At 41.7% G+C, this 13,504-nt stretch carries 13 protein-coding genes and 1 tRNA gene; 5 read left to right on the forward strand and 9 right to left on the reverse strand.

Annotated features, from left to right (window positions below):
• Positions 1 to 4 precede the first annotated feature (4 nt).
• From INP83_RS02485 to INP83_RS02520, 9 genes are all read right to left on the reverse strand, one after another.
• Positions 5 to 2,347 carry a peptidase domain-containing ABC transporter gene (locus INP83_RS02485; RefSeq protein WP_219126172.1) on the reverse strand — a complete coding sequence of 781 codons (2,343 nt, stop codon included), beginning with the start codon at positions 2,345 to 2,347 and terminating at the stop codon, positions 5 to 7.
• Positions 2,348 to 2,349: 2 nt separating this feature from the next.
• Positions 2,350 to 3,546 (reverse strand): HlyD family secretion protein, encoded by a 1,197-nt coding sequence (locus INP83_RS02490; RefSeq protein ID WP_219126173.1) that lies wholly within the window; start codon positions 3,544 to 3,546, stop codon positions 2,350 to 2,352.
• Positions 3,547 to 3,677: 131 nt separating this feature from the next.
• Positions 3,678 to 3,899, reverse strand: coding sequence for a hypothetical protein (locus INP83_RS02495; protein ID WP_219126174.1), 222 nt, complete (start codon positions 3,897 to 3,899; stop codon positions 3,678 to 3,680).
• A gap of 88 nt (positions 3,900 to 3,987) precedes the next feature.
• Complete coding sequence (locus INP83_RS02500; protein ID WP_146273076.1) at positions 3,988 to 4,227, reverse strand: hypothetical protein; 240 nt, start codon at positions 4,225 to 4,227, stop codon at positions 3,988 to 3,990.
• A gap of 99 nt (positions 4,228 to 4,326) precedes the next feature.
• Positions 4,327 to 4,566, reverse strand: a complete 240-nt coding sequence (locus INP83_RS02505) for a hypothetical protein (protein WP_146273077.1) — start codon at positions 4,564 to 4,566, stop codon at positions 4,327 to 4,329.
• A 968-nt stretch (positions 4,567 to 5,534) separates the two neighbouring features.
• Positions 5,535 to 5,756 carry an ORF6N domain-containing protein gene (locus INP83_RS21315; protein ID WP_370630581.1) on the reverse strand — a complete coding sequence of 74 codons (222 nt, stop codon included), beginning with the start codon at positions 5,754 to 5,756 and terminating at the stop codon, positions 5,535 to 5,537.
• A gap of 27 nt (positions 5,757 to 5,783) precedes the next feature.
• A complete protein-coding gene (locus INP83_RS02510) occupies positions 5,784 to 6,329 on the reverse strand; it encodes an ORF6N domain-containing protein (RefSeq protein ID WP_219126175.1) in 546 nt (181 codons plus the stop codon).
• Positions 6,330 to 6,356: 27 nt separating this feature from the next.
• Positions 6,357 to 7,601, reverse strand: a complete 1,245-nt coding sequence (locus tag INP83_RS02515) for a site-specific integrase (protein WP_219126176.1) — start codon at positions 7,599 to 7,601, stop codon at positions 6,357 to 6,359.
• A 249-nt stretch (positions 7,602 to 7,850) separates the two neighbouring features.
• Positions 7,851 to 7,922 (reverse strand) — tRNA-Glu (locus INP83_RS02520).
• A gap of 210 nt (positions 7,923 to 8,132) precedes the next feature.
• On the opposite strand from INP83_RS02520, the gene INP83_RS02525 reads away from it, so the two are divergent.
• The 5 genes from INP83_RS02525 to egtB are packed head-to-tail and all read left to right on the forward strand — an operon-like array spanning position 8,133 to position 13,500.
• The gene (locus INP83_RS02525) at positions 8,133 to 8,414 is read left to right on the forward strand and encodes a DUF427 domain-containing protein (RefSeq protein ID WP_219126177.1); all 282 of its coding nucleotides are present in this window, start codon (positions 8,133 to 8,135) and stop codon (positions 8,412 to 8,414) included.
• A gap of 1 nt (position 8,415) precedes the next feature.
• Positions 8,416 to 9,804, forward strand: coding sequence for a dihydrolipoyl dehydrogenase (lpdA, locus tag INP83_RS02530; protein ID WP_219126178.1), 1,389 nt, complete (start codon positions 8,416 to 8,418; stop codon positions 9,802 to 9,804).
• A gap of 9 nt (positions 9,805 to 9,813) precedes the next feature.
• Positions 9,814 to 10,779, forward strand: a complete 966-nt coding sequence (locus tag INP83_RS02535) for an ABC transporter ATP-binding protein (RefSeq protein WP_219126179.1) — start codon at positions 9,814 to 9,816, stop codon at positions 10,777 to 10,779.
• Entirely contained in the window at positions 10,772 to 12,343 is a 1,572-nt protein-coding gene (locus tag INP83_RS02540; RefSeq protein ID WP_219126180.1) for an ABC transporter permease/substrate-binding protein, read from the forward strand. Before INP83_RS02535 ends, INP83_RS02540 begins: the two co-directional genes overlap by 8 nt.
• Before the next feature lie 5 nt (positions 12,344 to 12,348).
• On the forward strand, positions 12,349 to 13,500 hold the full coding sequence (egtB, locus tag INP83_RS02545; RefSeq protein ID WP_219126181.1) for an ergothioneine biosynthesis protein EgtB: 1,152 nt from the start codon (positions 12,349 to 12,351) through the stop codon (positions 13,498 to 13,500).
• The last annotated feature ends 4 nt before the right edge of the window (positions 13,501 to 13,504 follow it).

Genomic DNA, 13,504 nt, shown 5'->3' on the forward strand with positions numbered 1-13,504 from the left:
TAACTCACGCTTTTGTCTGATCTGTTTTGCGTTTAGTGGTTGCGTGTTTTTTTACCGGGGTGCCTTTTAACAACGTTTCGCTTGGGAATTGCTTTTTCCACATTTGGTGATATGCACCCTGAGCCTGCATAAGCGTTTTATGGTCACCTTCTTCTGCCAGTTTCCCTTTTTGTAGTACGATGATCTTATCTGCGTTCATGATGGTACTCAGGCGATGAGCAATAACGATGATGGTTTTCTGGCGCTCGCGCAGTAAGGCTATTGCATTCTGCACGTGCGATTCAGACTCAGAATCAAGCGAGGATGTTGCTTCGTCCAATATTAAAATTTCAGGGTCACGGTATAGCGCCCTTGCAATGGCAATACGCTGCCTTTGCCCGCCCGAAAGGTTGGTGCCGTTTTCACCCAAGAAAGTATTAAACCCATTTGGTAACTGCTCAATAAAATCAGTGATCTCTAACTGGCTGCAGATCTCTAATACGCGTTTCATGTCTGGCTCCCCACTACCCACTGCAATGTTTTCGGTCACGTTGCCGGCAAACAAATGTACATCCTGCGGAACTACCCCAACCAAGCGCCGCAGGCTCTCGTTAGTAATATACTGGATGTCAAAATCGCCGATGAATATGGAGCCGGAGAGTAGGGGATAGATATTCTGCATCAGCGATAGTAAAGTAGTTTTACCTGACCCGCTTTCGCCCACTACAGCAGTGATTTTACCTTTGGGGATATTCAGGTTCAATCCTTCAAAGATGGTGTTACGGGTGCCATACCTGAAATGCACAGTTTTGAAAGTCACGTCGCCTACCATATCGGCGGTGATTTCGGTGCGGTTAGCTGCCGGCTCCTGTTCCAGGTCCATGATCTCGAATAACCTGTCGGCTGCGATACGGGCGTCCTGCAGGGTCTTATTCATGCCTATGAGGCTGGCAACAGGGCCCATAAAGTATCCAATAATAGCGTAGAATGATAATAGTTCTCCTGCGGTAATGATCTTGTCCAATACAAAAGCAGAGCCCGCCCAAAGCAGGATGACCGTAAAAATGGTTGATACAAAACTGCTGAAATTACCTACCCACAATGAGTTGTTAGCCGAACGGAAAACAGTCTTGAGCATATTAATGAAACGCGTCTCCGTTTTAAAATTTGCGTAATCTTCCAGCCCGAAACGTTTGATAGTGGGAATGGCGTTGACCGATTCTACCAATTGAGTTTGCAGATCGGCTGAGTCTTCCATCAACTTTCTCTGCGTGGTACGGTTCAATCGGTCTGATAATTTATAGATCAACGCAAACAGCGGTACAATGGCCAGCATAATGAGCGCCAGCTTCCAGTAGTACGTGAACATCAGCGCGAACGAAAAGATGAGGATGAACACATTAACAGCAAACATCACCAGCACCTCGTTAATAAAAGAACGGATCTTTACCGCGTCGTTTATTCTGGAGATGATCTCACCCACTCGCATACTATCAAAAAACTGCTGTGGCAATTTCAAAAGGTGCTTGTAATAACCTAAGATGAGGCGGGCATCAATTTGCTGTCCGGTTTTTAGGGTAATAAGTGTGCGGGCGTGATTGATAAACACTTGTAAAAAAACGATCACTACCATTACCACACCCATCAAGTTTAGCAGGTTGCGGTTATCTTCCGGGAGTACGTTGTCAACAATTTTTTGCAGAAAAATAGAAGTTGATAAACCTAATAACGTGTATACCACAGCACCGAGTAATACCTGCAGTAACATGGCTTTATGTGGTTTGAGCAAGTACCAGAAACGCTTTTCTACCGAGATATTTCTGTCGCCTGCTATGAACTTCTCGTTAGGCGCTATCAACACTAATACACCTGTCCATACAGATTTGAAATTATCGTGTGTGAGTTTGTATAACACGCCGTCACCTGGGTCCATTACCTCAATAAAGCTATCGGTAATTCCATAAATAACTACGTAGTGCTGCAATTGATTCGGCAACAATACGTGTGCAATAGTTGGTACAGGTATCTCAAACAGGTTCTCTAAAGAGCCTTTTACACCTTTGGCAGAAAACCCCATTTTGTCGGCTGCCTCAATCAATCCTAAGACATTTGTACCCTTTTTATCAGTTGATGCCAGTTGCCTGATACGGGCTATGGGCATATCCAGCTTATAATATGCAGCAACAGAAGCGAGGCAGGCAGCCCCACAATCCATGATATCGTGCTGTTTTACCTGGATGCGTTTGCGTAATTGCTTATCATTTGATGCAGACTGCCAATTTTTAAAAAGCCATATGTTTGATAAGCGTTTGCCAATCTTCTGATAAACGGCCTCTACTTTTTCTATGAAATGATCGAAATTGGCCATAGTTATAGTTGCGCGGTTTCTTTAGCAGGTAGCCTGCCTGGGTTTAACCAATCACTGGTTTTATCATACAATAGCTGGAAAAGAGTACGGCGGGTCACAAAAAAGTTTGCCTGCAAGGTCATCCCTTTTTTGATATGACCGGCATAACCGTTCTTTAATTTCAGTTCGGTTTTATCCAGTAAACAGCGTACCTTAAAATAAGGTTGTTGTTTGCTGTCGGTAAATATATCATTGCTTACAGTGATTACTTTGCCGGTAAGCAGGCCCCATTGGTTATAATTGAAAGCATCAACCTGAAAATTTACTTTATTATCGGGTCTAATTAAGCCAACGTCTTTAGGTAATACGTAAACTTCGGCGATCATGCCGTTATCCGGTGATATTTCAGCGATCACTTCATTGCCCGCTATTACACTGCCTGTTTGTACCCCTTTTAAGTTTTGTAAAGTGCCGCTTACAGGTGCGCGCAAAGTATACAGGTCTTTCTCCTGCTCAATGTATTTACCTTCTGACGCCAGTGAGCGCAGTTTGCTCTTTAGATTATTTAGATCGGCCTGCCATATACTGGCCTGATCATCATAAATAAGTTGTAGGGCGCTGAGTGCATTCTGATACTGCAGGTGTACTGCATCATACTCTGCTGCAGAAATAGCTTTGTTGCGAAACAGATAATCGTAACGGTTATTGTTTTTGCTTGCCAGCTCAAGTGTGGCTTTAGCGTCGCGGGCTTTTTGCAGTAGTAAAGCAAACTGCTGCCCATATAATGACGAGGCTAACTGAGGTTTCTTACTCCAGTTATTTTTTTGGGCCATATTGGTAAGCACTTCGAGGTCGGCTAACTGTGCGGTATATTCGCCTTGCTGGGTGACAGCAGACTGCTGCTGTTCATTAATGGCAGCCGCAGTAAGCTTTACCAGTATCTGGCCTTTTGTGACCCACATATTTTCTTTCAGGTTCATAGAATCTATCCGGCCGGATACAAGGGCTTTCAGATCTGTACGTTCTGTGGTTGATTTGATAGTGCCAAGGCTTTTTACGTTAATATTTACCTTCACAAAAAATATGGCAGCGAAAGCCACCAGTACAAAGCCCAGTACCATTCTATATAAAATGTTACTTTTAGGATTATACTTCTGAAAATGAAATTCAGCCGTATTCGACATAAATTCAGCCGGAAATATCTTATCGTCAGTATCCATTCGCTATCAGCTTTCGTTATCAATAAAGCAAAAAACAGGTAAACTGTTTGCCTGTGCCATTAAAAGCAAAAAGGGATAGTTTTAACCTATCCCATTTAGTAATGTATATTTTTAAGCCCTTAATTAGTCTGTCAGTTGAACAATAAATTGAGATCGGCTTCGATATTGTTACCTGCAGAAAGTTTGTAACTGCGTGAGTTATTGCCTTGTTGCCAGTTAAACTCTATACTTAGTAAAGAATCTGCGCTACTGCTTAAAGACATGCTCGCGCCGTCTGTAGCGCCGCCATTGATGGTAGCAATTTCGTCACTGTTTAATTCGCGCAGTTGGGTGCTATTTTTTTTCGCTGTCATGGCTATGCATTTAGTTAGTTTAAAGGCATGACATCATCATGCTGTAAAATAACCGGGGCAACTTTCGCTGCCCCGGTATAAATTAAAATTACAAGCTGCTTGATCCTAAACCTAACAGGCCGCCCAGGCTTGAGGTAATGCCATTTCCTAATGAGAAAGAAGTGGCACTCTGCTGGTTGCCGTTTTGCTCATAGTTTTCATACGACAATAAATTGCCGATGCCTAATGAGCCTAAAAGGCCGCCGTTAGCTGAAGAATTACTGTTTCCAAAAATTGATCCGCCGTTTACTTCCTGTAACTCGGCAAGGTTCATTTCTTGCATTTTCATAGTATTTGTATTTTAATTTTTGCCTACTCTGTTAAAAGGTTTTCGGCGTGCCCTTTGATTTTACCTCACTTTAATAAGTGAGCATTTGGTTTGCAACAATTATATGCTGCTGGTACCTTTAGAGAAGATACCACCTAATGAAGTATCAATTCCATTACCTAACGAGAATGACGATGCACTGTGCTGGTCACCATTCTGGCTTTCACTACCGAATGAAACAAGATTACCAATGCCCAGGCTGCCCAAAAGACCACCTTGGCTTGATGATGAATTGTTTCCGAAGATCGATCCGCCGTTTACTTCCTGTAACTCGGCAAGGTTCATTTCTTGCATTTTCATAGTTCTAGATATTTAAATGTTGCCTACTCTGTTAAAGGTTTTCGGCGTGCCCTTGTGATAGTATTAACGGGAGTATTCGCGCCATAGATTTAATTATTGATTAAATAAACACAACTCAGGCGAATATCTTTATAGCAAAACGAGGTGTTAAAAGAGTAAATCTTACGAGATTAATTTTATACGCGCGCCTTTGAGAAAGACGGGAAATCTGCTCAGAATGTAATAGCATTTACACCATATGGTTGTTATTTTTTTCTTAACCAATACGTGTTTATATAAAGGGAAGCGTCTAAATTTCTTCGATTACGTGTTTTTTAAACGACAAATAATGCTTTTGAGACTCGTAATTCTTAAATAAATATCAAATCCGAGCTGATAAGTAATCGTAAAGAAAGAGTTTAAGATTTTCAAAGCCAGTTTTGCGATTCGTACGTGGGTTGGTAAACGGCGGGTAATAGTTGAGGGTGAGGCGCAGCCTTCCTTTCTTCAGAGGCGTGTTTCTGATAGTGACTATCATAGGTGTTGGCTTGTGACCTGAAAATTAGGATTTTTCGAGATTATTACCCAAGTCAGGAAAGTTGACAGATTAAAATAGAAATCCCCGAACGCTCGCCGCCGGGGATTTCAACCTAAACCTTATCACAATCAACCAGTAGGTTTACCGGTTGTGAAGGCGCAAGATAGGCAATTAATATTGCGACACTATCGTAATAGTAAGCATATTTATTATAGCAAATCTCCTTAAAAAATTTGCAGTCAATCATGTTGTACATCCTTTTGCCTATGTACAAAAGATGTTGTATAGTTAATCGGCGGTCAAGATTTATGACCACCGATTTTTGTTATTTATTTCTGGCCTTAGATATAAGATAGTTAATCCGGCTTGTAGCCAATTCTTTTCTTGGTGAGCTACTTTTCCTTTCGATTAACTCATCCAGATATCTAAAAACGACCTCTATATTTTTGTCCTAATTATCTAGCCTCTTCTTCATTATTTCCATGTCTAACATAATTTCCATTGTATCATTGAGCATTTGCCGAAACCGGCTGAAAATCCTAACTATTTGAATATTGACCTGTATAGCTCTTTCACTATTTAAAATGCTTGACAACATCAACACGCCATGTTCTGTAAACACTTTGGGAAGCTTTCTTCTGCCTCCCCAACTTGAAGTCACAAATTGTGACATCAAAAAATTTCAAAAAGCAGTCTTAAATTAGAGTTCATCGTCAGGTTTATATCCCATTCTTTTACGTGGTTTTAAGGTTTCCCTTTGTTCAATCAATTCATCTAAATATCTAAATACAATTTCCATATTTTTATCTTGGTTATTCAGTTTTCCTTTTATTCGCTCGATTTGAAGCCAAAGTTCGCTTTGATCAGCTAAGGTTTCGCGCAGCTTTACAAACACATCAATAATTCTAATACTCACATCAATAGCAATAGCGCTTTTCAGGACATTAGATAACATTAGCACCCCATGTTCAGTAAACACATAAGGTAGATACTTTGAATGCTCGCCTCTCTTTAAGGTCACATTTTGTGACCTTAAAGAATCATATTCCTCTTGTGTTAGTTTAAACATATAATGACTTGGAAATCTATTGAGATTCCGTTTCACCTGCTGTTTTAATTTTTTAGTTTCTGTACCATACAACTCCGCCAGATCACCATCCAACATCACTTTCAATCCCCTGATCAAATAGATTTTACTAATAATCAAATCATCGATCAGCATTGGTTCGTTTTTCTTGTTATCCATTTTTGTTCGTTGTAACAGCTTTAATAATTAAATCGATTGCTTTTGTAACCTGACTTTAGAAAGCTTAAGCTTTTTCCTAAGAGAGCGCATATCCTGACTCACTTTCACATCAAGAATTTTGGCATAATGCTGAGTTGTGTTTAAAACAGTGTGTCCGAGCATTTTGCTCACAGTTTCAATAGGAACGCCGTTGGATAGCGTGACCGTAGTAGCGAAAGTATGTCGGGCCAGGTGGAAGGTCAAATGTTTACGAACATAACAAAGGTCAGCGATCTCCTTTAAATAGGCATTCATTTTCTGATTACTTAACACCGGCAGCACAATGTCTTTATGTTCGCACTGTGGATGATCTTTATACCTTGATAAGACTTTCAATGCTTCGGGCAGTAGGGGAATTCGTGAACTTGTCTCCGTTTTCTGCCTTGTAGTAAATATCCATTGCTCTCCATCTATTCCGCGCCCAATCTCACTTCTCTTCAATTTCTGAACATCGGCATAAGAAAGCCCTGTATAACAACAGAAAACAAAGATATCCCTGACCTGATCAAGGCGTTCAATTTCAAAGTCCTTAACCAAAATCCTGTCGAGTTCCTCCTGGGTAAGAAAGGTTCTTTCCTTTGCTTTCGCTGTAGACTTGAAATTTATGAAAGGGTTGGTGCTGATCCAGTTATTTGCAATGCAGTGGTTGACGATCTTCTTCAGATGCTTGATATACTTTGCGGCAGATACGCCGCTGCATTTGCATGAAGACTTAAGATAATACTCGAAGTCCACAATGAACGCATGATTGAGGGCTTTGATCTCAATATCTGTTTTTCCAAAGTTGGCCTTCAAAAATCCTGAAAGATGTTTGACCGATGTATTATAACCTTTAAGCGTGTTCGCCTCGAATCCGTTACCGATCAAATTTTGCATCCGTTTGTTATGTTCTTTAAAAATCTCCATCAGAAATCTGCTTTTATCAACATTACCGGTGAATTGATTTTTGAGATTTTCAGCATTGATCACCTGGCCACTCTCCAGTAATATCTGGTGAGCATGCCGCATTTTAGTCTGTAAAGTATCCAGGAACGCGTTGAGCATCTTTGATTCTTCCTTATTTCCGATACATCGTCCGGCTTTGGAATTCCACCTTGAAATTTCGCACTCTCTACCGACTGAAATCTCTGATCTTCTGCCACTTACAGTGACACGGAGATAGATGGGAATAGGACCCTTGGTCCATGTTTTTGACTTCTTTAAATAAAAAAGCAATGAGAATTTGTTGTACATAAACAAGCTTTTAAGGGTTAACAAATGTAAGCTTGCGATCGTGGGGCAACAAGATGTTTAATAATTGAATTAGCTGACATTCAATTAGTTAACATAATTTCGGTGAGTCTTTACCTATTTATAATTCACTCTCCAACTCACTCTCTTTTTTGGTGAGTTTTATTGAATAAAATGGCATTTTGACGAAAACAAAAAAGGCTGCAAATGTTTGATTTGCAGCCTTTTAGTGTGTTTTGATATTAATTTCAGTAGCCCGTAGGGGAATCGAACCCCTGTTTGAAGAATGAAAATCTCCTGTCCTAACCCCTAGACGAACGGGCCGTCCTGTTAAAGCTAACGCGTTTGATTTCGTTACCCTTATTTTGGGACTGCAAAGATAAACGATTACGATTAAAATTAAAATATTTTTTTATAAAAAATTTAATCTGTTGATTTTCAATGCTAAATTTTTATCTGCTCAAACAAAACACGGTTGTGCCTATTTATTATGGCTAATTGATAAGCTATATTTATCATAAAACATCTACCCAAATGAAAGCTATCTGGAACAATCAGGTTATTGCCGAAAGCAACGATACCGTCGTTATCGAGAATAATCATTACTTCCCTAAAGAGAGTGTAAATCCCGAGTACCTGCGCGAAAGCAATACGCATACCACATGCCCTTGGAAAGGTTTAGCATCATACTACAACCTTGAAGTTAACGGGCAACAAAATAAAGATGCGGCCTGGTACTATCCTGAACCAAAGGCTGCGGCATCAAAAATTGCAGGCTATGTTGCTTTCTGGAAAGGGGTGAAAATAACCGACTAATATGAAACAATACGATGCTATAGTTATCGGTTCGGGCCAGGCGGGTGCACCATTGGCAAAGAAACTTGCTTTGGCGGGCATGAAAACCCTGATAGTTGAAAAACGCTTTTACGGCGGCACCTGTATAAATGATGGTTGTACGCCTACAAAAACTATGGTGGCCAGCGCTCGCGTTGCTTATCTGGCCGGCAAGTGCAACGATATGGGCGTTACCATCAAAGGCTACAAGGTTGATATGCGACAAATAAAAAAACATAAGGACGAGATACTCCTTAAGTCGCGCAATGGCAGTTTAAACGCTGCTGAAAGCACTAAGAATTTAGATGTTTTATTTGGCGAAGCAAGCTTCACCGGGGAGAAAACCATTACCGTTCGCACAAAAAAAGATGGATTAAAAGAGTTCAAGGCTGATAAGATCTTCATCAATACCGGTGGCAAACCGATTATCCCGCACGATATTGAGGGAATAAACGAGATAGATTTCCTTACTTCAACTACCATACTCGATCTGGAAAAGGTTCCGGAGCACCTGGTAATTTTGGGCGGCAATTACATTGGGTTGGAATTTGGGCAGATGTTTGCCCGTTTCGGCAGCAGGGTTACCATTATAGAAAAGTCCGGGCGGATACTCTCCCGAGAAGATGAGGACATTTCTTTGGAGTTGACCCGCATACTTGAAGAGGAAGACATTACTATTCGCACTAACGCCAAAGTCGCCCGTTTTAAACAAAAAGACAAAGGCAAGATCACAGTTACCATCAAGACAGGAGATGCCGAGGAAAAAATAAAGTGCAGCCATGTTCTGGTTGCTATTGGTAGAGCGCCACAGACAGATACTTTAGGCTTAGATAAAACCGGCGTTAAAACTGATGAAAAAGGTTACATCACTGTTAACACCAAACTGGAGACCAATGTTAAAGGCATTTATGCTTTGGGCGACGTAAAAGGGGGGCCGGCCTTTACCCATATTTCTTACAACGATTATACAATCGTATATCGTAACCTGATAGAAAAACAAAACCTCAGCATTCGAAACAGGCCTTTGCCCTACTGTATGTTTACCGACCCGGAATTAGGCCGTGTTGGCATAACGGAAACCGAAGCAAAAGAAAAGGGGTTGAACTACAAGCTGGCAACGTTGCAAATGTCGCACGTGGCCAGGGCGATAGAGACCGGCGATACCCGCGGGATGATGAAAGCTATTGTAGATGCCAAAACAAAAAAGATATTAGGCGTAGCTATTGTTGGCACCGAAGGGGGCGAGATCATGAGTGTTTTACAAATGGCAATGGAAGGCGGCATTACTTACGACAGGATCCGCTATTGTGTATTTGCACACCCCACCTATTCAGAATCGCTCAACAACCTGTTCATGACCTTAGAAGATTAGGCGGGCCGCATGATAAAAGTTAGCAATCTGGTTAAAACATTCAGAGCAACAAAGGCGGTAAACGATATTTCCTTTGAGGTAGCCAAAGGCGAGACCCTGGCACTATTGGGCACAAGCGGATGCGGGAAAACCACCACGCTTAAAATGCTCAATAGGCTCATTGAACCTGATAGCGGCACAATAGAAATTGACGGACAAAATATTTTAAGCCAATCTCCCGAATTGCTACGACGCTCCATTGGTTACGTGTTGCAAAACAACGGTTTGTTTCCGCATTACACCGTCGCCGAAAATATTGCTATTATACCTAATCTTTTAAAATGGGATAAACAGAAAATTGAAAAGCGCACTAATGAGTTGTTAGAAAAACTTCATCTTCCTAAAGAGTATTTAAAAGCTTATCCCGCTGAATTAAGCGGCGGTCAACAGCAGCGCGTTGGTTTGGCAAGGGCTTTGGCTGCCGATGCACCGGTATTATTGATGGATGAACCTTTTGGGGCGCTGGATAATGTTACACGTTCAAAGATCCACGCTGAGTTTAATGTACTTGATGAACTTAAGCGCAAAACCATTATCATGGTAACTCACGATGTGCAGGAGGCATTCCTACTGGCAGACCGTGTGGCAATGATGGATAAAGGGCAAATTGTGCAGATAGGCGCTGCTAAGGAACTACTCTTTAACCCGGCTAATGATTTTGTAAAGGATTTTCTGAAAGAACAACATTTGCAACTGGAATTAAAAACCATTAAGTTAAGCGATATATGGCAATACTTACCTGCAGATGGTCGACGGATCAATACCTCTCAATTAGCAGCAAATGCAGGTGTATGGGAAGCTTTAGACACTTTTAAGTTTTATCCCCGAGAAAACATAAATATCATTAACCAGCAAACCAAAGAAGTGCGCTCCGTAACATTTGATCAGTTGATGTCTGCTTATTCACGCTTTAAAAATCAGGTTCCGCATGAATGAGCATCAGCAAACCCTGTTAGAGTTTATGCAGCAGCAAAGCGATAAACTACTGGTGCAAACCATGCAACATATCGGGCTTACCTTTATTTCGCTGTTCATCGCAGTTGTTATCGGGTTGCCGTTGGGTATCTACATCTCCCGCGTTCGCAAACTCTCCGGCCCGGTATTAGGCATAGCGGGTATCTTACAAACCATTCCAAGCATCGCATTATTAGGCTTTATGATACCGCTGTTAGGTATTGGTGCCAAACCGGCTATTGTGGCTTTGCTGCTTTACGCACTACTGCCGATCGTAAGGAATACATACACGGGCATAACAGGCGTCGACAGCAACGTTAAAGAAGCTGCCGTGGCAATGGGAATGAACAAATGGCAAGTGCTTTTTAAGGTAGAACTACCTCTGGCAATGCCGGTGATACTGGCTGGTATCCGCACAGCTACGGTTATCAATGTTGGTGTGGCAACGCTGGCATCTTACATTGCCGCCGGCGGCTTGGGCGAATTTATTTTTGGCGGCATCTCACTCAACAATACCAATATGATATTAGCAGGGGCTATCCCGGCAGCTATGCTGGCTATATTATTTGATTTCCTGCTGTCGCTCTTGCAAAAATTAAACTTCAAAAAAGTGAAAGGCGCAGTGAAGATAGCGCCAGTTTTGCTGATCATACTCTCATGTTTTTACTTTATACCATCAGCGTATGGCAGCAAGTTAACAGCCGGTTTTACGCCCGAGTTTATGGGCCGGCAGGATGGCAACCTTGGGCTCGTAAGCAAATATGGTTTAAAGATTCACACCATCGTGATCAGCGACGCGGTAATGTATAAGGCGGCGCAGGAAAAAGAACTGGACGTTATCAGCGGTTACTCTACCGATGGCAGGCTCAAAGCTTATGACCTAATAGTTTTAGATGACGATAAGAAAATATTCCCTCCCTATTATGCCGCACCGTTGGTGCGTGAAGACGCCCTAAAGAAGTTTCCTGAGTTAGAGGCAACTCTTAATAAACTTTCAGGGCTGATAAATGATTCCGTAATGACTGAATTAAACTACCGTACTGATTATCTTCACCAAACGCCGGAGCGTGTGGCTAAAGATTTTTTACAAGCTAACGATTTATATAAAGCCCCGCAGCAAAGCAATGGCGAGGTGGTGCGATTAGGATCAAAAATATTTGGCGAGCAGTACATCCTCACTAATATCTACAGCATGCTCATTAAAGGTTATACCAATTACGGTGTTGAAACTAAAACAGGCCTTGGCGGCACCAAAATAGTGTTTGATGCCATGATCAATAACCAGATAGATGTATACCCGGAATACACCGGCACAGGTTTGCTGGCCATATTACAGGCACCATCAAAAGTTATTGGGCAGCTGCAAACAAGTAAGGACAGCACTTACAACTATGTTAAAACAGAGTTTGAGAAGCGTTATAAAATAAAATGGTTAAAACCAATTGGCTTTAATAATGCGTATGCTTTAATGATGCGCAGGCAACAGGCAAATGAGTTGCACATCAAAACAATTTCTGATCTTAAACGCTATTTGAATACTAAATAATACCTATGGACTTAGCGGACTGTTACAAAAAAGTACGCCAGCGCACTGATGCAATTTGCGAACCGCTGCAAACCGAAGATTACGTTGTACAACCAGTTGTAGATGTGAGTCCGCCCAAGTGGCACATAGGGCACACCACATGGTTTTTCGAAACTTTTATCCTTAAGCCCTATTTTGCCGAATACCAGGAATTTGACCCCAACTATAATTTTGTTTTTAATAGCTATTACGAGAGCGTGGGCACCCGCGTCATACGTACAGATAGAGGTAATTTAAGTCGCCCAACAGTTATTGATATCAAACGCTACCGTAAGTATGTGGATGATGCCATGTATAACTTTTTAGCCTGCGGCGATGTAAGTGAGGATATTAAAGAACTGCTTATATTAGGCTTTAACCACGAGGAGCAGCACCAGGAGCTTCTACTAACGGATATCAAATACATCCTTGGGCATAACCCACTGTTCCCGGCTTATTCTCATGATTGGCATGTACCGAAGGTGCATCAGGAGAAAAATGAATTTATTAAGGTAGAAGAAGGCGTCTATGAAGTTGGTTTTAATGGCGAGGGGTTTTGCTTCGATAATGAGCTTAACCGCCACAAGGTATATTTAAATGCATACCAGATAAGCCCTAACCTGGTTACCAATGCCGAGTATCTGGAGTTTATAAAGGCCGGAGGCTATCATGATTTCCGCCATTGGCATGCTGCCGGCTGGGATTGGGTAAATAGTAATCAGATTGAAGCGCCGATGTACTGGCACCAGATAGATGGCAAATGGCATAATTATACTTTTCATGGCTTGCAGCCGGTAACTTGGCACGAGCCGTTAAACCACATCAGCTATTACGAGGCTTATGCTTATGCATCATGGAAAGGCATGCGCCTGCCTACGGAATTTGAATGGGAAATAGCAGCAACTAAATTCAAATGGGGTTTGCGCTGGGAATGGACAGAAAGTTCATACCTACCCTACCCCGGCTTTGCCAAAGCACCCGGTGCCATTGGCGAATACAACGGTAAATTTATGGTAGGGCAAAAGGTATTGCGTGGGGCATCAGAAGTTACCTCACCAGATCACAGCCGTCTCACTTATCGCAATTTTTTTCAACCTGAACTGCGCTGGCAATTTACTGGCATACGTTTGGCTAAATAACAAT

Origin of the sequence: Mucilaginibacter sp. 21P (assembly GCF_019331605.1) — a bacterium.
Classification (GTDB): domain Bacteria; phylum Bacteroidota; class Bacteroidia; order Sphingobacteriales; family Sphingobacteriaceae; genus Mucilaginibacter; species Mucilaginibacter achroorhodeus.

Coding starts and splice junctions, on each gene's coding strand:
- INP83_RS02495 (WP_219126174.1), bottom strand. CDS start 3,899: ATGACAGCGAAAAAAAATAGCACCCAACTGCGCGAATTAAACAGTGAC.
- INP83_RS02500 (WP_146273076.1), bottom strand. CDS start 4,227: ATGAAAATGCAAGAAATGAACCTTGCCGAGTTACAGGAAGTAAACGGC.
- INP83_RS02490 (WP_219126173.1), bottom strand. CDS start 3,546: ATGGATACTGACGATAAGATATTTCCGGCTGAATTTATGTCGAATACG.
- egtB (WP_219126181.1), top strand. CDS start 12,349: ATGGACTTAGCGGACTGTTACAAAAAAGTACGCCAGCGCACTGATGCA.
- INP83_RS02505 (WP_146273077.1), bottom strand. CDS start 4,566: ATGAAAATGCAAGAAATGAACCTTGCCGAGTTACAGGAAGTAAACGGC.
- INP83_RS02510 (WP_219126175.1), bottom strand. CDS start 6,329: ATGGATAACAAGAAAAACGAACCAATGCTGATCGATGATTTGATTATT.
- INP83_RS02525 (WP_219126177.1), top strand. CDS start 8,133: ATGAAAGCTATCTGGAACAATCAGGTTATTGCCGAAAGCAACGATACC.
- INP83_RS02535 (WP_219126179.1), top strand. CDS start 9,814: ATGATAAAAGTTAGCAATCTGGTTAAAACATTCAGAGCAACAAAGGCG.
- INP83_RS02540 (WP_219126180.1), top strand. CDS start 10,772: ATGAATGAGCATCAGCAAACCCTGTTAGAGTTTATGCAGCAGCAAAGC.
- INP83_RS21315 (WP_370630581.1), bottom strand. CDS start 5,756: ATGTCACAATTTGTGACTTCAAGTTGGGGAGGCAGAAGAAAGCTTCCC.
- INP83_RS02485 (WP_219126172.1), bottom strand. CDS start 2,347: ATGGCCAATTTCGATCATTTCATAGAAAAAGTAGAGGCCGTTTATCAG.
- INP83_RS02515 (WP_219126176.1), bottom strand. CDS start 7,601: ATGTACAACAAATTCTCATTGCTTTTTTATTTAAAGAAGTCAAAAACA.
- lpdA (WP_219126178.1), top strand. CDS start 8,416: ATGAAACAATACGATGCTATAGTTATCGGTTCGGGCCAGGCGGGTGCA.